This window comes from Prevotella sp. E13-27 (assembly GCF_023217965.1).
In the GTDB taxonomy this organism is placed as follows: domain Bacteria; phylum Bacteroidota; class Bacteroidia; order Bacteroidales; family Bacteroidaceae; genus Prevotella.
Window position 1 is genome coordinate 978,377 of sequence record NZ_JALPSC010000002.1, and the last position, 19,692, is coordinate 998,068.

A 19,692-nucleotide genomic window follows, 5' to 3' on the forward strand; every position below is an offset into this window, starting at 1 on the left:
TTACACCCAGATTTAATATGTTTTGTGAAATGACCCTAGAAGAAGCCATTGAAGCCCGTCACAGTGTAAGGGCATATAAGGAACAGCCGTTGGCAGAGAATGTAGTCAAGGTGCTAGAAGAGAAAATCGCGGTACTGAACCGTGAGGGTAAGTTGCATATACAGCTTATTCAGAACGAGCCGAAGGCATTCTTAGGAACGATGGCCAAATATGGGAAGTTCCGTAATGTAGGCAACTATATCGTCATGGCAGGACAGAAAGCTGATGACTTGGATGAGCGCGTAGGCTATTATGGCGAGCAATTGGTACTGTTGGCCCAGACACTTGGCTTGAACACATGCTGGGTAGGTCTCTCGTACTCGAAGGTGTCAGGAACGTATGAGCTTGGCGAAGACGAGAAGATAGCTTGTTACATTGCCATTGGCTATGGTGAGACACAAGGTGTCAGTCATAAAATCAAGACCGTCGAGCAAGTAAGCAATGCCAGTGACATCACTCCATCATGGTTCAAGAAAGGAATTGAAGCTGCTTTGCTTGCTCCAACAGCCGTAAACCAGCAGAAATTTTCGTTTGAGTATATCGGTATGAGAAACAATCGCCATCAAGTGAGGGCAAAGAAAGGTTTCTCCATGATTGGTTATACAAAGATGGATTTAGGCATTGCCAAATACCACTTTGAGATTGGTGCCGGAGAAGTAAATTTTGAGTGGTTATGAACATTGAGCAAGTCAGAGAGTACACGTTGTCACTCCCAGGAGTGACCGAAGACCAAGCGTTTGGTGATGATATTCTTAACTTCCGCTTGGAGGGAAAGATTTTCGTCTGCCTATGGTTAGGCGGTGGCAAGTATGATATGAAGGACGGAGTTGCAAGAATTGCCTTGAAACTGTCACCAGACAGGAATATCGAACTCAGAGAACAATTCTCAGCCGTGAGACCCGCTTATCATTGGAACAAGACGCACTGGAGCGATGTCTATTACGAAGAAATGGACGAAGCAATAGTAAAGGTGTTGATTAAAGAGTCCTACCAACTCATTGCATCGAAACTTCCAAAGGCTATTCGCTCAAAGTATGTGCCTGTATAAGAATGATTTAGATGTGGTAAAATGGAAATAAAGAACAATGACAATACAAGAATTTCGTGATTACATAGCATCGGGCAAACCCGTCGTTGGCGGTGGTGATGTCCACATGATGTTCCATCAGCTGTCACAGGAGGCACTGAAGATTACGGCTGAGATTAACGGCAAGTATCATACTCCAGAGCAGCTGCACGATTTGCTGGAACAGCTTTGGGGACGTGAAGTGCCCAAGACGGTAGGCATGTTTCCTCCGTTTCATACCGACTGCGGCAAGAACACTGTCGTTGGCGAGCGGGTCTTCATCAACATGGGTTGTAAGTTCCAAGACCAAGGTGGCATCACCATCGACGAGGGTGCACTCATAGGTCACAACGTCGTGCTGGCAACCATCAATCACGACCTTGACCCGGCCAACCGTCAGAGCATGAGCTATGCACCAATTCACATCGGCAAAAACGTCTGGATTGGAGCCAATGCCACCGTACTTGCTGGAGTAACCATCGGCGATGGAGCCGTAGTAGCTGCTGGTGCAGTAGTGACAAAGGACGTTGAACCGAATACCATTGTTGGTGGCGTTCCAGCCAAGCTGATAAAAAAGATAGAGATAAAAGACAGATAAATCGGAATTTATGGAAATCAATAATAGACCCAACCACAATGAGGCTTTTCCGAATCCGAAGATTCCAAGCCTCTGCTTCATCAAGAACGTGGTGAAGAACCCGCGTATCATCATCGGCGACTATACCTACTATGATGATGTGGATGGTGCTGACCAGTTTGAGAAGCATGTCACTCATTTCTACGACTTCATAGGTGACCGGCTGATTATTGGCAAATTCTGCGCTATTGCCAAGGGTGTGGAGTTTGTCATGAATGGAGCCAATCATAGGATGGACGGTGTGACAACCTATCCGTTTTATGTCATTGGTGGTGACTGGGGAAGTGCCATTGCTCCAGTGAAAGATGAATTGCCTCTGAAGGGTGATACCGTTGTGGGCAATGATGTCTGGATTGGCCAGCATGTTACCATCATGCCAGGCGTTCACATAGGTGACGGAGCAATTATCGGAGCCAACTCTGTTGTTGCCTCAGACATTCCTCCATACGCTGTTGCCGTGGGAAATCCCTGCCGAGTGGTCAGGATGCGTTTTGATGACGAATTCATCGCCTTTCTGCTGCAACTGAAATGGTGGGATTGGGACATTGAGAAAATTGAGCGCAATTTCAAAGCTTTGTCAAGTGGTGATTTATCATTGATCAGAAACCTATAAATTCGAATTTTATGGTAACTTGTTTTGATGTATATGAGATTCTTGAAATGCTGTCTGAAGCATCTGTAAAGGTATTTTTGGACGGCGGTTGGGGTGTCGATGCACTTATAGGCAGAGAAACAAGAATACATAACGACATCGATCTGTTCGTAGAGAAGAAAGACTACTGTATAACCATATCCGTGATTACAGGGAAGGGATACAGAGAAGTTATAATGGACTATACGACCGACAGCCATACTGTCTGGAAAGATGACAACGGAAGAATAATCGATCTGCATTGTTTCGAATATGTCGAAGATGGAATTCTATATGACGGATACACTTTCCCAAGCGAAACTTTCTCAGGTAAAGGAAAAATCGGGAATATTGAGGTGTTCTGCATAAACCCGGAGGCACAGGTACAGTTCCATCTTGGATATGAATACGATGAAAATGATGTCCACGATGTTCTGTTGTTATGCAGAACTTTCAATCTTGAGATACCGGAGCAATATAAAACTCACATCTGATTCAATATGCTATGATTACTGATAGTTATGATATTGAAACTGAACCAATGATCAATCTGTTTGATTTCTACGGCAGACGTGGAGATTTTGCAGATATATGCCTGATAATATTCTCGAAGGAAATTCATCGGCATTTACTTGATTCCTACGAATCTGAAATTATTGCAACTATGTCGGCTTGCAATGGCGACACGCATATCTATAAAACAACTTATAAAGGAGTTACGATAACTTTCTACCTGTCAGGAATAGGTTCAGCAGTAGCATCCTCTCAATGTCATCTTGCAAGCTGGCTAACTGGAGCATCAAAGTTCATTATGTTCGGTTCCTGTGGCAGTCTTGACCGTACAACCACACAAGGTAGATTTATCATACCGACACAAAGTTACAGAGGGGACGGGTGTTCATAAATTCCAATTTAACGAACTGACACAAATATGGATTTCAAGGATAAAGTAGTCGTCATAACAGGTGGTGCGCAAGGTATCGGAAGATGTATAGCAGAAGAATTCGAGAAACTTGGAGCTACTGTTTGCGTAATCGATAAACAGCAGGGTGACCACTTCGTGGGTAACCTTGCTGACAAACAGGTGCTGGAGCAGTTTGCCAAGGAAGTGATTGCCCAGCATGGGCATGTGGATTATCTCATCAACAATGCCTTGCCACTGATGAAGGGCATAAACGAATGCAGTTATGAGGAGTTTCAATATGCCCTGAGCGTGGGGGTGACAGCTCCGTTCTATCTCACAAAGCTCTTTGCTCCACATTTCGCCAAAGGAGCGGCCATCGTCAATATATCTTCTTCACGTGACCGTATGAGTCAGCCCCAGACGGAAAGCTATACGGCAGCAAAGGGAGGCATTGCAGCTCTGACTCACGCCTTGGCAGTCAGTCTTGCTGGAAAGGTGCGAGTAAACAGTATATCGCCTGGGTGGATTGACACGGCCTACACCGTCTATGAAGGTTCCGATGCCATTCAACAACCGGCAGGACGTGTTGGAAATCCATTGGATATAGCTAATATGGTGCTCTTTCTCTGCTCTGACAAGGCAGGATTCATCACGGGCGAGAACATCTGTATTGATGGCGGCATGACTAGACAGATGATATATCATGGCGATAACGGTTGGACATTAAATTGAAATATGAAATGTAAAATGTGAGATATGAATCCTGTTGCCATCAGACTTCTCAACCAGCAGCTCATCGCTCCACAGTTCAGTACACCTACTGAGGTGGTCAGCTACATGGGTGCCATGCAGGCACAGGAGTATCGTATGATGCGCTGGGCTGTGGCAATGCGCACGCGCAAACCTTCATTCAAGGCTTTCAAGAAAGCTTTTGATGAGGGACTGATTATCCGTCTGCACCTGATGAGAGGCACTTGGCAGTTGGTATCTGCTGAAGATTACTGGTCTATGATAGACCTATTTGCTCCAAAAGCAATTGCCGTCACGAAGGGATGGATGAGCAGCAATAGAATAACCATACCCGATGAAGAACTGATGCGTGTCAGAGATATTCTCGTTCGGACAGCAGCAGGCAAAAGGAGTGTGACAAAAGATGATTTCGTTCTGGCGTTGGCAGAAAAAGGTTTGAAGATGGACGACCATCGCCTGTCTTATCATATCCGCATGGCAGAAATGGCAGGCATCCTTTGTAGTGGAGATTTGTTACCGCTCAAAGCCACCTACGCGCTAACATCAGATAAGATAAAGTCATCCGCAAAGATGGACAGAGACGAGGCGTTGGCTTACTTTACTCATAAGTACTTCCAGAGTCGCCAACCAGCTACACTGGAGGATTTTGTATGGTGGTCAGGACTCAACATCAGCGACTGTAGAAAAGGCATTGCACTCCTTGGCAACGGCATTCACATGGAGAAGTGGAAAGGCAGGGAGTTATATCTGACCGAAGAATGCCGCATAAGGGGATTCCGAAAAGGCAAGTTCCTCCTGATTCCTCCATACGATGAATACCTCATCAGTTATAAGGGAGGGGCCCAGAAACTACCGAGTGTTTCTGGGAGGGGCACCCGTGACATCGTACTGCCTCCAGAACACAGGCATCGTGCCCATAATAATAACGGAATTTTTCAGCCAATAATAGCTTACGACGGAACGGTATGTGGTAATTGGTCACCTTTTAAAGAGAACTTACAAGCATCCTTCTTTGAAGAAAACTTTGAATTTGTTGATGTAAGTGAAGCTTGGCAATCATACAGTAGTTATCGGAATAAATAAAAAATGCAGTATGAACATAGAAGACTATCGCGAGTATTGCCTGTCATTAGGCGAAGACATTGAAGAAAAACTTCCTTTCCAGAAGTTCAAGAACGGAGAGGGGGTATTGGTGTTCTACGTGATGGGACATATGTTCTCATTCTTCGATTGCAATGACTTCTCTGTCATATCACTGAAATGCCAGCCTGAGCGCATCGAAGACCTGAAGGCACAATACAAGTGCATCGGCAATCCGTATAACGAATCGCCCAAGCATTGGATAGGCATCAACCCCTTGACTGCCCCTGATGACCTGCTAAAGGAACTGACCCGAAACTCTTTTGAGATTGTAAAGATTAAATATGCGAGTAAGCGAGAGCAGAAACAAACTCGTTTGGATTCTGCCGAGCGTGAGCATATTCAACCGAAGGTTAAATATACGAAAACGAAGAAGATATAATTCTAAAACCACAAAAATTATGAAAGCATTATTTATCAACGGAAGTCCGCGTAAGAACGGCAACACGGCACAGCTGCTGAAGCGTGCCATGGATGGTGCCAGAGAGTCTGGTGCTGAGGTGGAACTGGTGAACCTCTACGACCGCAACCTGAACTACAAAGGTTGCATGTCGTGTTTCGCCTGCAAACTGAAGGGAGGCAAGAAGGGTGTCTGCTCTTTCAAGGACGACCTGCAGCCCATACTCCAGAAGGCTGTGGAGGCCGACGTACTGGTGTGCGGTTCGCCCAACTATTGTGGCTACCCCTCAGCAGCACTACGTGCCTTTATGGAGCGAATGGAGTTTCCCGCTGTCAACTACTCCGACTATTCCAAGCCCGTCATACTGAAGCGCATCTGTTCGGCCACCATCTATACGATGAACTGCCCTAATGAAGAAGTATATCGTCAGATGATCTATCATATCCTGATGGACGCCTCTGCCCAGCAACTCGGTGTGTTCGGCCCTACGAAAGTACTATGCTCCTACGACACATATCAGTTCCCGAACTACGACCGCTACGATGCCGCCACTTTCAGCGAGGTTCACAAGGAAGAGGTACGCGACACGCAATTCCCCATCGACCTCGAAAAAGCCTTCGAACTGGGCAAGCGACTGGTGGCAAAGGCCAAGGAATAACATACTAAAACAAAGAAGAAATAATCATGTACAGTTTGAATTATAAAGTAACGACAAGTACCTGCGACAGCGAAAGAAAACTGAAACTCTATTCAGCTCTCCAGATGATGCAGGACTGCTCAGAGATGTGGATCGACAGCGAGCCGGAAGTCAAGGACTACTTCTTGCAGCAGAATATGGCGCAGCTGTTAGCTACACGCCAGGTTGAGGTTATCCGTGTGCCTGACTACAAAGAGGAACTGACGGTGACAACCTCCGTCTATGGCATGAAGCCAATGTTCGGATTCCGCAATACGTTCATCTACGACGCACAGGGAAATCCCTGCTACAAGACATGGAGCATGGGAGCGTTCGTTGACAAGGTGGCTGGCAAACTGAAGCGTGTGGACGATGCGACCATACAATCAATGAAGCTGGAGCCGCAGCTGGAGATGAACTACAAAGACCGCCGCATCATCCTGCCAAAGACGGAAGGTGAAGTGCTGGAGCCGATTAAGGTGCTTCGTGCCGACATCGATTACAACAAGCATCTGAACAATGCCAACTATGTCCGCATGGCGATGGAACTGTTGCCGGAGGATTTTGTGGTAAGCGGCTTACGGGTAGAATATCGGGTAGCAGCCAAGCTTGGCGATTGTCTGACTCCTACTATTTACAAAACAGCTGACGGTATCATCATTTCCCTGTCTATAGGGAGTGAGGTGAGTGCCATCATTGAGTTCAATAAATGACACAGTAATTCGATTATGAAGATAAAAAACATCATGCTTATGGCAGCAGTAGCAACAGCAACTCTGACGGGTTGCGGTAGTAGAGAAAATAAGGTGGAGACAACCGACTTTGTGGACGACGTAAAGGTGGCACTTGCCGATAGCGGGCGCATAGACTTGAATGCTTTGCAATGGACGAGGGAGCCTAAAGCCTTTGAGGTCAAAGGTGATACCATAGCCATCACTACCGCTCCGCACACCGACCTATGGCAGCGCACGTACTATCACTTCCAGAACGACAATGCGCCCGTGCTACAGATGAAGACAAAGGAAAAATTCTTCAGTTTCGTGGTGAAGACCGACTTCACGCAGAGCCACCAGCGCTTCGACCAATGCGGCATCGTGATGTATCTGGATAGCGAGAACTGGCTGAAAGGTTCTGTGGAATATGAGAACGACGAGTTCCAGCACTTAGGCAGCGTAGCCACCAACAAGGGCTATTCTGATTGGGCTACGACGGCTATCCCTGCCGATGTCAAGACCATGTGGTACCGTTTCTCGCGCCGAGAGGATGACTACTGCATCGAATGTTCTACCGATGGCGAGAATTTCAGTCATATGCGCATCTGTCACATGTATGCTGCTGCCGACGAAATCAGTTTCGGCATATATGCCTGTTCGCCAGAGGAATCATCATTCACCGCCCTCTTTTCAGACATGAAGATTACCGAGTGTGTTTGGAAGGCTCACGACGGTCAGCAGCCGGACTTGTAAATTCTAATTTATCAGTCTAAGAATCATATGCCCAAGGAACGTAACAAGGCTGATGGCTATCGTGAGAAGGTACCGATTAAGCGAGAGAAAATTGATGCATGCATCGACTCTTCCGAGCGTGAGGTGTCTCGACCAAAGGTCAAGGCTTACAAGGGTAACACCAAGGCGATGAACAGAATGTTTGCCCCTATGGCTTACGCCGCTTCCCCGATTAACGGGGATGCTCAAAGGTATGAGCTGGCGGCCAATGGCGGTGATGCTCAGGCACAGTTCGCCACAGGCTGGTTCTTGCGTCCCTTCGGTAGCAAGCGAGCAGAGCTCGAGCGTCTGATGACTGGCACAGGCGTTCCCAAGGATGAGCGCAAAGGGCTGAAATGGATTCACAAGGCAACGTTTCAGGGATTCCAGCCCGCCATCGACTACTGCAAGGAACAGGGGTATAAGTGGTATTAACGAAAAGAACAAAACTAACAAATACGATTATGAAAGTATTACTATTAAACGGAAGTGCCAACAAGAAAGGCAACACGTTTACAGCACTCACTGAGATTGCCAACAAATTAGAGAAAAATGGTGTAGAGGCAGAAATCATCCAGCTGGGCAACAAGCCCGTCCGTGGCTGTATTGCCTGCGGACAGTGCCGGATGAAACGACTGGGACATTGTGTCTTTGATGATGACATCTGCAACCGTATCGTAGAGAAACTTAACGAGGCTGATGCACTCATCGTTGGCTCGCCCGTCTATTACGGTCAGCCCAACGGAGCGGTGATGGTCGTGCTCCAGCGTGCCTTCTTCTCGGGTGCCAAGGTTCAGGACAAGCCTGCGGCAGCAGTTGCCGTTTGTCGCCGTGGTGGTGCTTCGGCTGCCTACCAGACACTGAACTTGATGTTCGAGATGATGAACATGCCCATCGTGACCTCACAATACTGGAACATCGCCTACGGCATGGCTCCAGGCGAAGTGACACAGGACACCGAGGGTATGCAGACCATGCGCACATTGGCCGACAACATGGCATGGCTGCTGAAGAAGATCCACGCCGATGATCAGCCTGACTATCCTGAGCGTGAACCATGGCAGGGCATGAACTTTATCAGATAAAGAATGATTACAAACGGAAAATACAGACATACCTACACAGCCACGGCATCGGACATCACGCCTTTGTACAGACTAACGCCGAATGTCATGCTGATGTACTTCCAGGACAGTTTCGCCCGGCTGATGACCATCCACCATGTGGCTGCCTTCGACATCGTGAAGCAGCATCGTATGTGGGTCATCACGGAGGTGCAGATGGACATACGACCGACGGTTACATACTGGTCGGAGGATTTCACGGTGGAGATATGGGTGAGCGAACTTACTTCACTCCGCATCTACTGCGATTTCCGCATTGTCCGTAAGGATCGCTCGACCTCAGGTCGCTTGCAAGGCAAGAACGAGCAGTTAATAGCCTCTGGCACAAGTCGGTGGAACATCCTCAATCTCGACACCAAGCGATTGGAAACAACCGATTTCCTTGTCGATAAGCTGACAGTGGTGCCTGAACTGATGACTGCCAGTCATAAGAAAGTGCGGTTCCCCAAACCGCAGTCGTTCGACATGCAGATGGGGCATCGGGCAACACGTCTTGACCTTGATTTTAATTTCCACGTCAGCAACCGCAGCTATGTCACTATTGCCCTGTTGACCATGCCCGACGAAGTGCTGGCTTCGCAGACGTTGACATCCGTCATCGTCCACTGGCTGCATGAGACCTATCTTGATGAAACTCTAACTTGCCACATGTCTCACATAGATGATGGTAGTTACCTCCATACGCTTACGAATGCGGAGGACATAGTGGTCTGTGAACTTATGAGCAGATGGCAGCAACAGCCTGCAATACCAGAAGTCAGCGAAGTGCTGAACAGGCATTTATAAAATGCTAATAGATAAGTCGGATTTTCGCAAACAAGAAGTAAAGTCAATAATTTGAAAGGTCTTGGCAGAGACCAGTGCCTCGTCACGAAACACTCCAAAAAAATATGAAGAAAGTAATGTTTTTATTGGCAGTAGGTGTGATGTGCCTGACAGCCTGCGCTCAGAAAAAGGGTGGCGAACGTGGTACTCGCCAAGGTGGCCGCATGGTGATTAACAAAGATTCTGACAGCGTTTTCGTGGCATTGAAACAGGAAGCACTGGGCAAGTTCAAGCAACTGACGTTCAACGATGAACTGACAGGCAAGACGATGGAGTATAATCTGCTGATTCCCGAAGGTGCAGAGGCAGGTCAGAAACTCCCCTTAGTGCTCTTCATGGCTGATGCCAGTACTGCAGGAAAGGAAGTGACGGCTCCGCTCACTCAGGGCTATGGAGCATTGGAGTTCGCCTCAGACAGGGATCAGAAAGAGCATCCTTCATTCGTCCTGGTTCCCCAATACACGGAATGGGCGGTGCAGGATGACTGGAGCACCACTGACGAGGTAGAAATGACCATCCGACTGCTTCAGACCCTCTGCAAGGAATACAATGTAGATACCAACCGTCTATACACCACAGGTCAGTCAATGGGTGGCATGATGTCGTTCTACTTCAACATCACCCATCCCGACCTCTTTGCCGCCTCGCTCTTCGTCAGTAGCCAGTGGGACACTTCGAAAATGCAGGACTTCGGCAAGAAGCATTTCTTCTACGTCGTAGCTGGTGGCGACCAGAAGGCATCGGGTGGCATGAGAGACCTGGCAAAGGTGCTGAAGGAGAATGATGCCCGTGTTGACTCTGCATCATGGAGTGCAAAATTGCCGTCTGCGGAACAAGAGAAGTTGGCAGAAAAACTGATTGCCCGTGACGGCAATATCAACTTCATCCGTTGGGAGGCAGGAAGCGTACTCCCCGAATCGGGCAAGGGCATGGAGCACATGGCATCCTTCGACTATGGATATAAGATTGCCGCAGTTCGCGACTGGCTGTTCAAACAGAGTAAATAGACTTTGACAAATCCAAACCGACAAATGAAAAGATTATATATTGAGCGTTTCTACTTGAATAGGGCCGATGACGAGTACCCTATGACAGTGCGCATCATTCTGCAGATGAAGGATGATGTGGATAGGCATCTGTTCGAGGAAGCAGTTGCAGCAGCGCAGACGAGATACCCTTACCTGTGTGTCAAACTTGGTGTCGAACGCGATGCTGACGGCAGCGAGCACTATGTCTATCACGACAATCCACAGCCTTGGAAAGTCTCGGGCTGTCGTCAGCCGGTATGCTTGTGCAGTGAAGAAGCCAATGAGCATCTGATGGCATTCGCGTGGTGGGACGATTGCGTGGCATTGGATTTCTTTCATGCGCTCATCGACGGGACTGCCGCCTATCGCATCCTCCGGACATTGCTCTATGAATACTGCCGGCGACGCTACGATAGTGAGTTAGACAATACAGGAGTCTGGGTGGCAGGTGACATCATCGACGAGGCAAAATGGACTGATCCTGCCACACTGCCAAGACCAACGAGCATCCACCCGCAGCAGCTGCCTGAACGTCCTAAGGTTATCAATCTGGCCACCGATGCCATCGTACCCCTTGCTGATAAGAAAGAAGTGGTACAGATACGCATCTCTGAGGAGCAGATGATGAAGCGTGTGCGGGCATGCGGTGCCACGCCTACTTCTTTCCTAACCCTGCTTCTGGCAAGAGCCATCGCCAGTCTGCATCCAGAGAGTGCGCCTCTGGCACCAACCGTTACAGTAGCAGTTGATTTGAGAAAGACACTCGGAACCACTGCGGCACACCATTCACAAGTAGGCGGACTGTTCCTGCCACTGGGGCAAGATATGCAGCAGGCGGACTTTGATACTCAGATAGCAGCTTTCCGCAAGATGATAGCCGAGCAGACTTATCCAGACAACCTGCAAGACTATTTCTGGCAGACCCAAGACCGGATGGAAAGGGTGGAACAACTGCCCACGCTTCAAGCCCGCTATCAGGCCTTTGCTCCAACAAACCAACTGAGCCAGCAGTACGGTTCATGCATGTTCAGCTATGTAGGGAAGGCTGGTCTTGGTGCTGCCGAACAATATATCAGGGAGATGCGCACAGAGACCGACTCTGCCTATATGATTGTGGTGGAAGTAAGTGCTGCCGCAGGTGTTTTCAGCATCAGTTTCATGCAGCGTTTTGCAACCGATGTATATCTTGATACGTTCCTCGACGAGCTGCATCAGCAGGGGCTGACTTACGAGATTCCAGACCGTCATCCGCTACAGATAGCCCCCATTGCCGATTATCGAAATACTAAGCAGAAATGAACATAGAAGACTATCGCGAGTATTGCCTGTCATTGGGCGAAGACATTGAGGAGAAGCTTCCTTTCCAGAAATTCTTTGCAAAGCAAAGCGGCAAAGCCGAGCGCAAAAGTGGCGAAGGAGTATTGGGGTACCCTCCACGAGATTATCAATCTCGCGGATTCCTCCCTTCTACGTCATGGGACACATGTTTTCATTCTTCGACTGCAACGACTTCTCTGTCATCTCGCTCAAATGCCAGCCAGAGCGTATTGAAGACTTGAAAGTAGAGTATGATTGTATTGGCAATCCATATAACGAATCGCCAAAGCACTGGATTGGCATCAACCCAAATTCTGCACCAGACGACTTACTGCAGGAACTGACACGGAACTCATACGAGATAGTCAAGGCGAAATATACGAAGAAATGATATGAAAGTTTCTGTATATGCAACTTTTCGCATCGTTCTTACGTCTAACAGGTAGAAACTTTTAAAAAGAAAACGAATATGATACTCTCAACAACCCCACAAATTGAAGGTCACAGCATCCGCGAGTACAAAGGTATTGTGACAGGTGAAACCATTATCGGTGCTAACATGTTCAAGGATCTGTTTGCTGGCATCCGCGACATCGTAGGCGGTCGTGCAGGTGCTTATGAGAAAGTACTTTCCGAAGCCAAGGACACCTCCATGCAGGAGATGATGCAGCGTGCTCAGGCTATGGGAGCCAATGCCATCGTAGGCATCGACATCGACTACGAGACCGTCGGTGCTGACGGCTCGATGCTCATGGTAGCCACCAGCGGAACGGCAGTTGTAATCTGATAATGAAAAAATACCGCTCTTCCATCATTCTGTGGCTGGTATTCGAAGCCATTGCCATTTGGTTGTGGCAGGCAACAGGGAATCTGTTCTTCTTGCTCAACTTCTCATATATCGGCTTTTGTATCGGCTTCGGAGGAACCCTGTTCGCTGCGGGATGGAAGTACGCCAGGGAGTTCACCCAATTCGGCGTAGGAACTTATATGCTCGTGTTTCTTGGCCTGATATGCCGTGAGAACATGCAAATCGAGGGACTGTGGTATTATCTACTAAGTGGAGTCTGGGGAGCAGGAACACTCCACTATGCCATCGCCAAGATTTTCGGCCCATTGTTGTTCGGCAGAGGATGGTGCGGATATGCCTGCTGGACAGCTATGATCCTAGACCTACTACCATACAAGCAACATCGGACACCAAGAAAAAGCTGGGGATTCATCCGATATATTATGTTCGGTCTTTCGCTGGCCATCGTCCTGCTTCTGTTCTGGCTTGGCAAGGCAAATGCCTACACGATGTTCATGCTTTTCGTCGCAGGCAACATCTTCTATTATGCAGTCGGCATCACCCTCGCTATCCTGCTGAAGGACAATCGCACCTTCTGCAAGTACATCTGCCCCATAACGGTGTTCTTGAAGCCGATGAGCTATTACTCCCTGATTCGCATTAAGTGTGATGAGGACAAGTGCATCAGTTGTTGGAAATGCCTGAAGGCCTGTCCGATGGAGGTCGAGGCGAACAAGAACGCTCGCATTCGCAAGAATGCTACAGAGTGCATCCTCTGTCAGAAGTGTACGAAGGCCTGTCCGACAAAGGCTTTGTCTGTTTGAATTGCAAAGCTGGCCCTGTCACCATTCGGAATGGAAGTCGTATAACAAATATGAGTTATTCAATATCTTTATTATATCGCAGACGATATATTATTAAACTCTCTTAAAGTTTTTAATAAATCGCTTGCGATATAAAATATTATTCTTACCTTTGCAACTGTGTTGCGAAGATGGGCTGCACTCGGCATAGCTCAAGCAAGCTTGGCTCTGCTCTCGTTTGCACCATCTTTATCATCGCAAACGATACAAACAGAATAAAGATATGGCAAAGATTTATGATTTCAAGGCTCAGACGAGCAGAGGTAAGGAGATTGATTTCTCACAGTTTCATGGTAAGGTATTGCTGGTGGTGAACACGGCAAGCAAGTGTGGATTCACGCCTCAGTTCGCCGGACTGGAGGAGCTGAACCAGAAGTATAAGGACAAAGGACTGGTGATTATCGGTTTCCCCTGTAACCAATTCAAGGAGCAGGATCCTGCTGATGACAGCAAAATTGAAGAGTTCTGTCAACTGAACTATGGTGTGACCTTCCAGATTATGAAGAAAGGTGATGTCAATGGTCCCAATGCCCAGCCAATCTTCGAGTATCTGAAGGCTCAGGCTCCCACCGAGGAGTACAACGGTCTGAAGGCCAAAGCTGCCAAGACGCTCTTCAAGGCTATCAGCAAGAGTGTGGAGAAGGACAGTGACATCAAGTGGAATTTCACAAAGTTCCTGATTTCGAAGGACGGTGAGACCATCAAACGCTATGCGCCAACCACAGAACCTAAAGACTTCGAGAAGGACATTGAGGCCATGTTATAGTAATAAGGTAAGGAACTATGCACGAAGAATTGCGACTCGATAAGCAAATTTGCTTCCGTCTCTATACGGCAGCACGACTCATCACACAGGCCTACACGCCGATGCTGAATGAGTTGGGTATCACCTACCCTCAGTATCTCGTTCTAATGGTACTTTGGGAGCAGGATTCCCAGCCTGTGAACGACATAGCCCATCGGTTGTTGCTCGAAACGAACACCGTTACGCCGCTGCTTCAGCGCATGGAGAAGCTTGGCATCGTGGTTCGTAAGCGTGGCAAGGAGGACAAGCGACAACAGATAGTATCGCTGACTGCAAAGGGCAAGGCGATGGAGGAACAGGCCTACGCCATCATCCCTACAGGCATGGGCAAAGAGCTTAAAGCTTGCCCCTTCCAACTGGACGACTATGCCAAGTTTGCCAGTGAACTCGACACGATTATCGAAACATTAAAGAATAAGGAGAAATAGAATTATGGCACAACCATGTGAGAATTGCAAATTAAGAGCACATTACGAGAAGAATCCCAAGTCACTGATGGGCCGCTTCTGGCGTTGGCACATCAATTTCTGCCCAGGTTGGAAGGCATATTTCACTAGTCTGGACGAAGAAAAGAAGTCGGAGCTGAGGAAAAAGTACCAATTCACGAAGTATCAGTAAACATTGAATATGGCACAGAAACGATTCCATAGACATTTCGAGACTCCAGGGCTGCCGCTCTACTGGATCATCATCGCCTACATCATCCTCGGCTGGTTTTTCCCAGTGATTGGCCTGTTGGCCATCATCTGTATGATCGGCCCTGTGGTGACGAGCATCTTTAAAGGTCGCTGGTGGTGCGGACATGTGTGTCCTCGTGGCAATATGTACGACAGATTGCTCTCGAAGTATTCACCCCATCGTCCGATTCCCAAGTTTGTGCGAACCTTCGGCTTTCGTCTGTTCATGGTGTTCTTCATCTTCACTATGTTTGGCATACAACTAAGCTTTGTGCCTTGGAGCGAGGGTGGACTTCCCATGTGGGCTGGTATAGGCAAGGTCTTCTGGACAATTATCGTCATGACTACCATCGTTGGTGTCACGCTTTCTTTCATCTATGCACCACGCACATGGTGTTCGTTCTGTCCAATGGGAACCATCTCCAACTGGGTAGCACCTAAGAAAGCTCCACTGCCAAAAGCATTCACGAACATCCACGTGTCGAGTGCCTGTCAGATGAAATGCAAGCAGTGCGCCCGCGTCTGCCCGATGCAGCTCACGCCCTACGACTCTCGCGGCGAGGTAATCGGCTATCTGCATCCTGACTGCCTGAAGTGCGGTAAGTGCGTATTAGCTTGTCCCACGAAGATTATGACATTGAAACATTAAGATTATGGAGAATATCAAAGATTATCAGCAATATCTCAGAGGCTACAACTATACAGGAGTTACGCCTGTCATTATTGATTTCTACGCCACATGGTGCGGCCCTTGTCAGGCTATGGCTCCCATGCTTAAACGTTTGGCGCAAGAATATGAAGGCAGAATCAAGGTTTTGAAGGTCGATGTTGACAAGAACCAGGCACTTGCAGCAGCAGCCCGCATCCAGTCGATACCTACGCTGTTCTTCATTACGAAAGACGGTCAGATAGAGCGTCAGGTCGGCGGTCTGCCTTTTCAGGAACTGGTAAGGCTGGCTATGCGGATTATGTAATTGTAAGATGCAAATGAACAAAGACGAGAAGCGTGCGCTCGGCTCTGCCGCTTTGCATCGCAAAGAACTGCGGTGCAAGCGGCTGATGGAGAAGGGAGGGTCCACGATGTTGATAACATCGGGGAGGGTACCAGGCCTATCAGACGATGAACAGTTTGACGCGCTACATGGATAGATACTATCTCGATGCACTTATTGGCATCATTCCTGGTTGGGGTGATGCCATTGCCTCGCTCAGCGTTGTGCCGTTCGTCTATTTCTCGTCGAGAGTCATCAAGAGCATTCCTCTTACATTGGCCGTCCTGAATAATGCCCTCCGTGATGTGCTGATGGGTATGATTCCTTTTTTCGTTGGCGACGTTATCGATTTCTTCCATCGAGCCAACATCTAGAACATGCAGATGATTCAGGGTTTCGTTGACGGTGACGAGGCCATCATCAAGCAGGTGAACCAAAGAGCGTGGCAGTCAGCCATCGTCCTCATCATCCTTCTGCTGCTCATAGCCATGATGATATGGGCACTCATCAGCTTCGGCAGCTACCTATATTCATTGGTAGCATCTATCTTCTGAACTGTCAATGTTAAACTGGATTTAATAAATTGTCAGCGTTGTTTAATCAAGTTTAAATTTGATGCCATAATGACCTTTTCGGCGTGCCACTTTGTCATTCGGCACGTATATTGCTTTTAGCATGGTGAGAGCCGGAGCTTAAAAGGCAAAGGAACTCAGAACATACGTTAAACTAAAAAGTATAATTAGGAGGTATTGATTATGTTACCAGTAATGTTTCAGAACAGTTGGATGCCAACAGTATTTGAGGATTTCTTGAACAATGATTGGATGCCTCGTGCCAACAGTACAGCACCCGCAGTCAATGTCAAGGAGACAGACAAGAGCTATGTAATGGAACTTGCAGCTCCAGGCATTAAGAAAGAATATTGCCGTGTGGCTATCAACGACGAGGGCAACCTCACCATCGCCATTGAGAACAAACAGGAGCACAAGCATGAGGACAGTCACCATCACTATCTGCGCCGTGAGTTCAGCTACTCAAACTACGAGCAGAACTACGTGCTGCCAGACGATGTAGTGAAAGATCAGATCTCTGCCAAGGTCGAGGACGGCATCTTGACAATCACCATGCCGAAGACCGAGCCGAAGGAGAAAGTCACCAAGGCCATTGAGGTCTCGTAACGGACATTGATTAACCGCATAAATAAAGGGAGCAGCATCACTATCGGTGTTGCTCTTTTTTTTATGATAGAGTTCTTTTATTACAGATAATTTTAGTACCTTTGCAGCCAGAATGAGACGGACTCTGATAACTGCAAAAATACTAACGGCTCTTTGCGCCGTTTGCTTGACGGTTTTGCTAAACTGGCAAAGCCATAATGATGCGGCTGTCACAGAATCCTATCAGCATCGCCAATCGTCCGTCCTGGCTCCGCAACATCAGCATCAACAGGAAGCCACACTGACAGATGCCTCGCAAATATACCGCATCTGCAGTTCCCGTCCTCAGCGTGTCCTTCCTACCCAAGGTTCCAAGACGGAAAGAACCGTCACGCCCTTTGGCAGTTTTGCCAACCGGCAGCATCAAGTCACACCCATTTATTCCTACTACGACAGCAGATGCCGTCTGGAAACGGCTCCCTTCTGCCTGTCGGCCTCGTGCGACTATTACGTCATCGCACTGAGGCACATCATTCGTTGACATAATTGTCTGTTATCACAGGGACACACGCATTTTTATTCACATTATTTATTTAAACAGATAACCATCCGGCCATAAAAACCGGATAGATACCGTAACAACTATGTCAAGTATTAAAAACTTGGAGATGGCTGCTGCCCTCTCCGCATATCAGCATATCGAGATCAAGAAATCACTGTTTTCCACCAAGGCCATCTATACGCCTACGCAGAGTCAGGCCAAGGCCATCATCCTGGAGTACACCCCCACGGAGGGTGAGCGTGTAGCGCGTCTTTTAGACATGCCGCTCGACAAGATGGCTGCCGACATCCAGCAGAAGGGCAAGCCAGTGGCCGGTGTCAACGGCAACTTCCGGCTGGAGCTCTGCCTGAGTGACGACCGCCAGTTCTGTGCCGTGCAGTTGCTGCGTTTCGGAGACTTCCAGTATAAGCCAGTCTTCGATCCACGTTTCTATGAGGGCAAGGATGTAGAACCCTTCACCAAACTGCTCTAAGTCATGAGTACACTGACGTTAGCGATTGTCATCGTATTCTGCATCGGCTATCTCTTCATAGCCATTGAGAGCGTCACCAAAATCAACAAGGCAGCTATTGCCTTGTTGATGCTGGTGGCAACTTGGACTCTGTTCATGATTTCGCCAGATAGCTATCTGCAGACGGCCATTGGCGAACAGTTGGCCGCTGTGGTCAGCGAGGCCATCGAGCGTCATCTGGGCTCTACCTCCACCACGCTGTTCTTCCTGATGGGTGCCATGACCATCGTGGAACTGGTAGACCAGAACGGCGGCTTCAACTTTGTGCGCGACGTGATGCACACCCACAGCAAGCGCGGCCTGCTCTGGCGCATCGCCTTCATGACCTTCTTCCTCTCGGCCATCCTCGACAACCTGACCACCTCTATCGTGATGATCATGATTCTGCGAAAGCTGGTCAGCGACCACAAGGACCGCATCATCTATGCCTCGCTGGTCATCATTGCTGCCAATTCTGGCGGGGCCTTCTCGCCTATTGGCGACGTTACCACCATCATGCTCTGGAACAAGGGTGTCATCACAGCATTGGGTGTCATCAGCGAACTGCTCATCCCATCCATCGTCTCGATGGTCATACCTGCCTATGTGCTCTCGCTCACGCTGAAGGGCAGCCTGACCTTCACCGCCGAGCAGGCACAGACCGTGCAGGCCAGCGACCTCACGGCCACGCAGCGTAAGGTCATCTTCTTTCTGGGCGTTGGTGGACTCATCTTCGTGCCCATCTTCAAGAGCATCACCCATCTGCCGCCGTTTGTGGGCATCCTGCTCGTACTTGGCGTGCTCTGGACGGTGACGGAAGTGTTCTATGCCCACCTGAAGGAGCCTGAGGAGAAAGGAGCCATGCAGAAGCGTGTCTCTCAGATGCTGTCGCGCATCGACATGTCTACCATCCTTTTTTTCCTGGGTATTCTGATGGCTGTAGCCTGTCTGGAGACCATCGGTGTGCTGACCATGCTGGGACAAGGACTGAACGAGACATTCGACGGCAATCACTATCTCATCACTGGCATCATCGGTGTGCTCTCGTCGATTGTAGACAATGTGCCTCTGGTGGCTGGATGCATAGGTATGTATCCCGTGGCTCCTACTGGTGATATGGCCGTCGACGGCATCTTCTGGCAGTTGCTGGCCTATTGCGCCGGTGTGGGCGGTTCGATGCTCATCATCGGCTCTGCTGCAGGTGTGGTGGTCATGGGGCTGGAGAAGATCACCTTCGGCTGGTACATGCATCACATCTCTTGGATTGCCTTCGTGGGCTATATAGCCGGCATCCTGTGCTATTGGGTAGAGAAGACATACATCTTTTAAACAAATATC

Annotated in this window: 31 protein-coding genes; 30 read left to right on the forward strand and 1 reads right to left on the reverse strand. The window is 48.5% G+C overall.

Going from position 1 to position 19,692, the window contains the following annotated elements; genetic code table 11:
* Positions 1 to 29 precede the first annotated feature (29 nt).
* From M1L52_RS13110 to M1L52_RS13245, 28 genes are all read left to right on the forward strand, one after another.
* The gene (locus tag M1L52_RS13110; RefSeq protein ID WP_248615491.1) at positions 30 to 716 is read left to right on the forward strand and encodes a nitroreductase family protein; all 687 of its coding nucleotides are present in this window, start codon (positions 30 to 32) and stop codon (positions 714 to 716) included.
* On the forward strand, positions 713 to 1,087 hold the full coding sequence (locus M1L52_RS13115; protein WP_248615492.1) for an MmcQ/YjbR family DNA-binding protein: 375 nt from the start codon (positions 713 to 715) through the stop codon (positions 1,085 to 1,087). Before M1L52_RS13110 ends, M1L52_RS13115 begins: the two co-directional genes overlap by 4 nt.
* Positions 1,088 to 1,124: 37 nt before the next feature.
* Positions 1,125 to 1,703, forward strand: a complete 579-nt coding sequence (locus tag M1L52_RS13120) for a DapH/DapD/GlmU-related protein (protein WP_248615493.1) — start codon at positions 1,125 to 1,127, stop codon at positions 1,701 to 1,703.
* Between the two features lie 10 nt (positions 1,704 to 1,713).
* Entirely contained in the window at positions 1,714 to 2,355 is a 642-nt protein-coding gene (locus M1L52_RS13125) for a CatB-related O-acetyltransferase (RefSeq protein WP_248615494.1), read from the forward strand.
* An 11-nt stretch (positions 2,356 to 2,366) separates the two neighbouring features.
* The gene (locus M1L52_RS13130; RefSeq protein WP_248615495.1) at positions 2,367 to 2,867 is read left to right on the forward strand and encodes a nucleotidyltransferase family protein; all 501 of its coding nucleotides are present in this window, start codon (positions 2,367 to 2,369) and stop codon (positions 2,865 to 2,867) included.
* Between the two features lie 11 nt (positions 2,868 to 2,878).
* On the forward strand, positions 2,879 to 3,277 hold the full coding sequence (locus M1L52_RS13135) for a hypothetical protein (RefSeq protein ID WP_248615496.1): 399 nt from the start codon (positions 2,879 to 2,881) through the stop codon (positions 3,275 to 3,277).
* A 27-nt stretch (positions 3,278 to 3,304) separates the two neighbouring features.
* Entirely contained in the window at positions 3,305 to 4,009 is a 705-nt protein-coding gene (locus M1L52_RS13140) for an SDR family oxidoreductase (RefSeq protein WP_248615497.1), read from the forward strand.
* 24 nt (positions 4,010 to 4,033) lie between these two features.
* Entirely contained in the window at positions 4,034 to 5,110 is a 1,077-nt protein-coding gene (locus M1L52_RS13145; protein ID WP_248615498.1) for a winged helix DNA-binding domain-containing protein, read from the forward strand.
* A gap of 10 nt (positions 5,111 to 5,120) precedes the next feature.
* The gene (locus M1L52_RS13150; protein WP_248615499.1) at positions 5,121 to 5,549 is read left to right on the forward strand and encodes an MmcQ/YjbR family DNA-binding protein; all 429 of its coding nucleotides are present in this window, start codon (positions 5,121 to 5,123) and stop codon (positions 5,547 to 5,549) included.
* A gap of 19 nt (positions 5,550 to 5,568) precedes the next feature.
* On the forward strand, positions 5,569 to 6,225 hold the full coding sequence (locus M1L52_RS13155; RefSeq protein ID WP_248615500.1) for a flavodoxin family protein: 657 nt from the start codon (positions 5,569 to 5,571) through the stop codon (positions 6,223 to 6,225).
* 26 nt (positions 6,226 to 6,251) lie between these two features.
* A complete protein-coding gene (locus M1L52_RS13160; protein ID WP_248615501.1) occupies positions 6,252 to 6,956 on the forward strand; it encodes an acyl-[acyl-carrier-protein] thioesterase in 705 nt (234 codons plus the stop codon).
* A gap of 15 nt (positions 6,957 to 6,971) precedes the next feature.
* On the forward strand, positions 6,972 to 7,709 hold the full coding sequence (locus tag M1L52_RS13165) for a DUF1349 domain-containing protein (protein WP_248615502.1): 738 nt from the start codon (positions 6,972 to 6,974) through the stop codon (positions 7,707 to 7,709).
* Between the two features lie 27 nt (positions 7,710 to 7,736).
* Positions 7,737 to 8,162 (forward strand): hypothetical protein, encoded by a 426-nt coding sequence (locus tag M1L52_RS13170; RefSeq protein WP_248615503.1) that lies wholly within the window; start codon positions 7,737 to 7,739, stop codon positions 8,160 to 8,162.
* Positions 8,163 to 8,191: 29 nt separating this feature from the next.
* Positions 8,192 to 8,812, forward strand: coding sequence for a flavodoxin family protein (locus M1L52_RS13175; protein ID WP_248615504.1), 621 nt, complete (start codon positions 8,192 to 8,194; stop codon positions 8,810 to 8,812).
* Positions 8,813 to 8,815: 3 nt separating this feature from the next.
* On the forward strand, positions 8,816 to 9,637 hold the full coding sequence (locus M1L52_RS13180) for an acyl-[acyl-carrier-protein] thioesterase (RefSeq protein ID WP_248615505.1): 822 nt from the start codon (positions 8,816 to 8,818) through the stop codon (positions 9,635 to 9,637).
* A 104-nt stretch (positions 9,638 to 9,741) separates the two neighbouring features.
* On the forward strand, positions 9,742 to 10,683 hold the full coding sequence (locus M1L52_RS13185; protein ID WP_248615506.1) for an alpha/beta hydrolase-fold protein: 942 nt from the start codon (positions 9,742 to 9,744) through the stop codon (positions 10,681 to 10,683).
* A 24-nt stretch (positions 10,684 to 10,707) separates the two neighbouring features.
* Positions 10,708 to 12,003 carry a hypothetical protein gene (locus M1L52_RS13190; RefSeq protein ID WP_248615507.1) on the forward strand — a complete coding sequence of 432 codons (1,296 nt, stop codon included), beginning with the start codon at positions 10,708 to 10,710 and terminating at the stop codon, positions 12,001 to 12,003.
* A 157-nt stretch (positions 12,004 to 12,160) separates the two neighbouring features.
* Positions 12,161 to 12,412, forward strand: coding sequence for an MmcQ/YjbR family DNA-binding protein (locus M1L52_RS13195; RefSeq protein WP_410896796.1), 252 nt, complete (start codon positions 12,161 to 12,163; stop codon positions 12,410 to 12,412).
* 78 nt (positions 12,413 to 12,490) lie between these two features.
* Positions 12,491 to 12,808: a heavy metal-binding domain-containing protein gene (locus tag M1L52_RS13200; protein ID WP_248615509.1), complete on the forward strand. Its 318-nt coding sequence runs from the start codon at positions 12,491 to 12,493 to the stop codon at positions 12,806 to 12,808.
* 2 nt (positions 12,809 to 12,810) lie between these two features.
* Positions 12,811 to 13,632 carry a 4Fe-4S binding protein gene (locus M1L52_RS13205; RefSeq protein ID WP_248615510.1) on the forward strand — a complete coding sequence of 274 codons (822 nt, stop codon included), beginning with the start codon at positions 12,811 to 12,813 and terminating at the stop codon, positions 13,630 to 13,632.
* A 262-nt stretch (positions 13,633 to 13,894) separates the two neighbouring features.
* Positions 13,895 to 14,437 (forward strand): glutathione peroxidase, encoded by a 543-nt coding sequence (locus M1L52_RS13210; protein ID WP_248615511.1) that lies wholly within the window; start codon positions 13,895 to 13,897, stop codon positions 14,435 to 14,437.
* Between the two features lie 17 nt (positions 14,438 to 14,454).
* Entirely contained in the window at positions 14,455 to 14,904 is a 450-nt protein-coding gene (locus M1L52_RS13215) for a MarR family winged helix-turn-helix transcriptional regulator (protein ID WP_248615512.1), read from the forward strand.
* 4 nt (positions 14,905 to 14,908) lie between these two features.
* The gene (locus M1L52_RS13220) at positions 14,909 to 15,094 is read left to right on the forward strand and encodes a hypothetical protein (RefSeq protein ID WP_248615513.1); all 186 of its coding nucleotides are present in this window, start codon (positions 14,909 to 14,911) and stop codon (positions 15,092 to 15,094) included.
* Between the two features lie 9 nt (positions 15,095 to 15,103).
* On the forward strand, positions 15,104 to 15,802 hold the full coding sequence (locus M1L52_RS13225; RefSeq protein ID WP_248615514.1) for a 4Fe-4S binding protein: 699 nt from the start codon (positions 15,104 to 15,106) through the stop codon (positions 15,800 to 15,802).
* Between the two features lie 4 nt (positions 15,803 to 15,806).
* Entirely contained in the window at positions 15,807 to 16,127 is a 321-nt protein-coding gene (trxA, locus tag M1L52_RS13230) for a thioredoxin (RefSeq protein ID WP_248615515.1), read from the forward strand.
* A gap of 146 nt (positions 16,128 to 16,273) precedes the next feature.
* Positions 16,274 to 16,519: a DUF4112 domain-containing protein gene (locus M1L52_RS13235; RefSeq protein WP_248615516.1), complete on the forward strand. Its 246-nt coding sequence runs from the start codon at positions 16,274 to 16,276 to the stop codon at positions 16,517 to 16,519.
* Positions 16,520 to 16,522: 3 nt separating this feature from the next.
* Positions 16,523 to 16,699, forward strand: a complete 177-nt coding sequence (locus M1L52_RS13240; protein ID WP_248615517.1) for a hypothetical protein — start codon at positions 16,523 to 16,525, stop codon at positions 16,697 to 16,699.
* Positions 16,700 to 16,912: 213 nt separating this feature from the next.
* Positions 16,913 to 17,323: an Hsp20/alpha crystallin family protein gene (locus tag M1L52_RS13245; RefSeq protein WP_248615518.1), complete on the forward strand. Its 411-nt coding sequence runs from the start codon at positions 16,913 to 16,915 to the stop codon at positions 17,321 to 17,323.
* Positions 17,324 to 17,501: 178 nt separating this feature from the next.
* Here the strand turns inward: M1L52_RS13245 and M1L52_RS13250 are convergent, their stop codons facing one another.
* The gene (locus M1L52_RS13250) at positions 17,502 to 17,846 is read right to left on the reverse strand and encodes a hypothetical protein (protein WP_248615519.1); all 345 of its coding nucleotides are present in this window, start codon (positions 17,844 to 17,846) and stop codon (positions 17,502 to 17,504) included.
* Positions 17,847 to 17,946: 100 nt separating this feature from the next.
* Here M1L52_RS13250 and M1L52_RS13255 point away from each other — a divergent pair, with 100 nt between their 5' ends.
* Positions 17,947 to 18,336: a hypothetical protein gene (locus M1L52_RS13255; RefSeq protein WP_248615520.1), complete on the forward strand. Its 390-nt coding sequence runs from the start codon at positions 17,947 to 17,949 to the stop codon at positions 18,334 to 18,336.
* A gap of 3 nt (positions 18,337 to 18,339) precedes the next feature.
* Positions 18,340 to 19,683: a sodium:proton antiporter NhaD gene (gene nhaD, locus M1L52_RS13260; RefSeq protein ID WP_248615521.1), complete on the forward strand. Its 1,344-nt coding sequence runs from the start codon at positions 18,340 to 18,342 to the stop codon at positions 19,681 to 19,683.
* Positions 19,684 to 19,692: the final 9 nt, after the last annotated feature.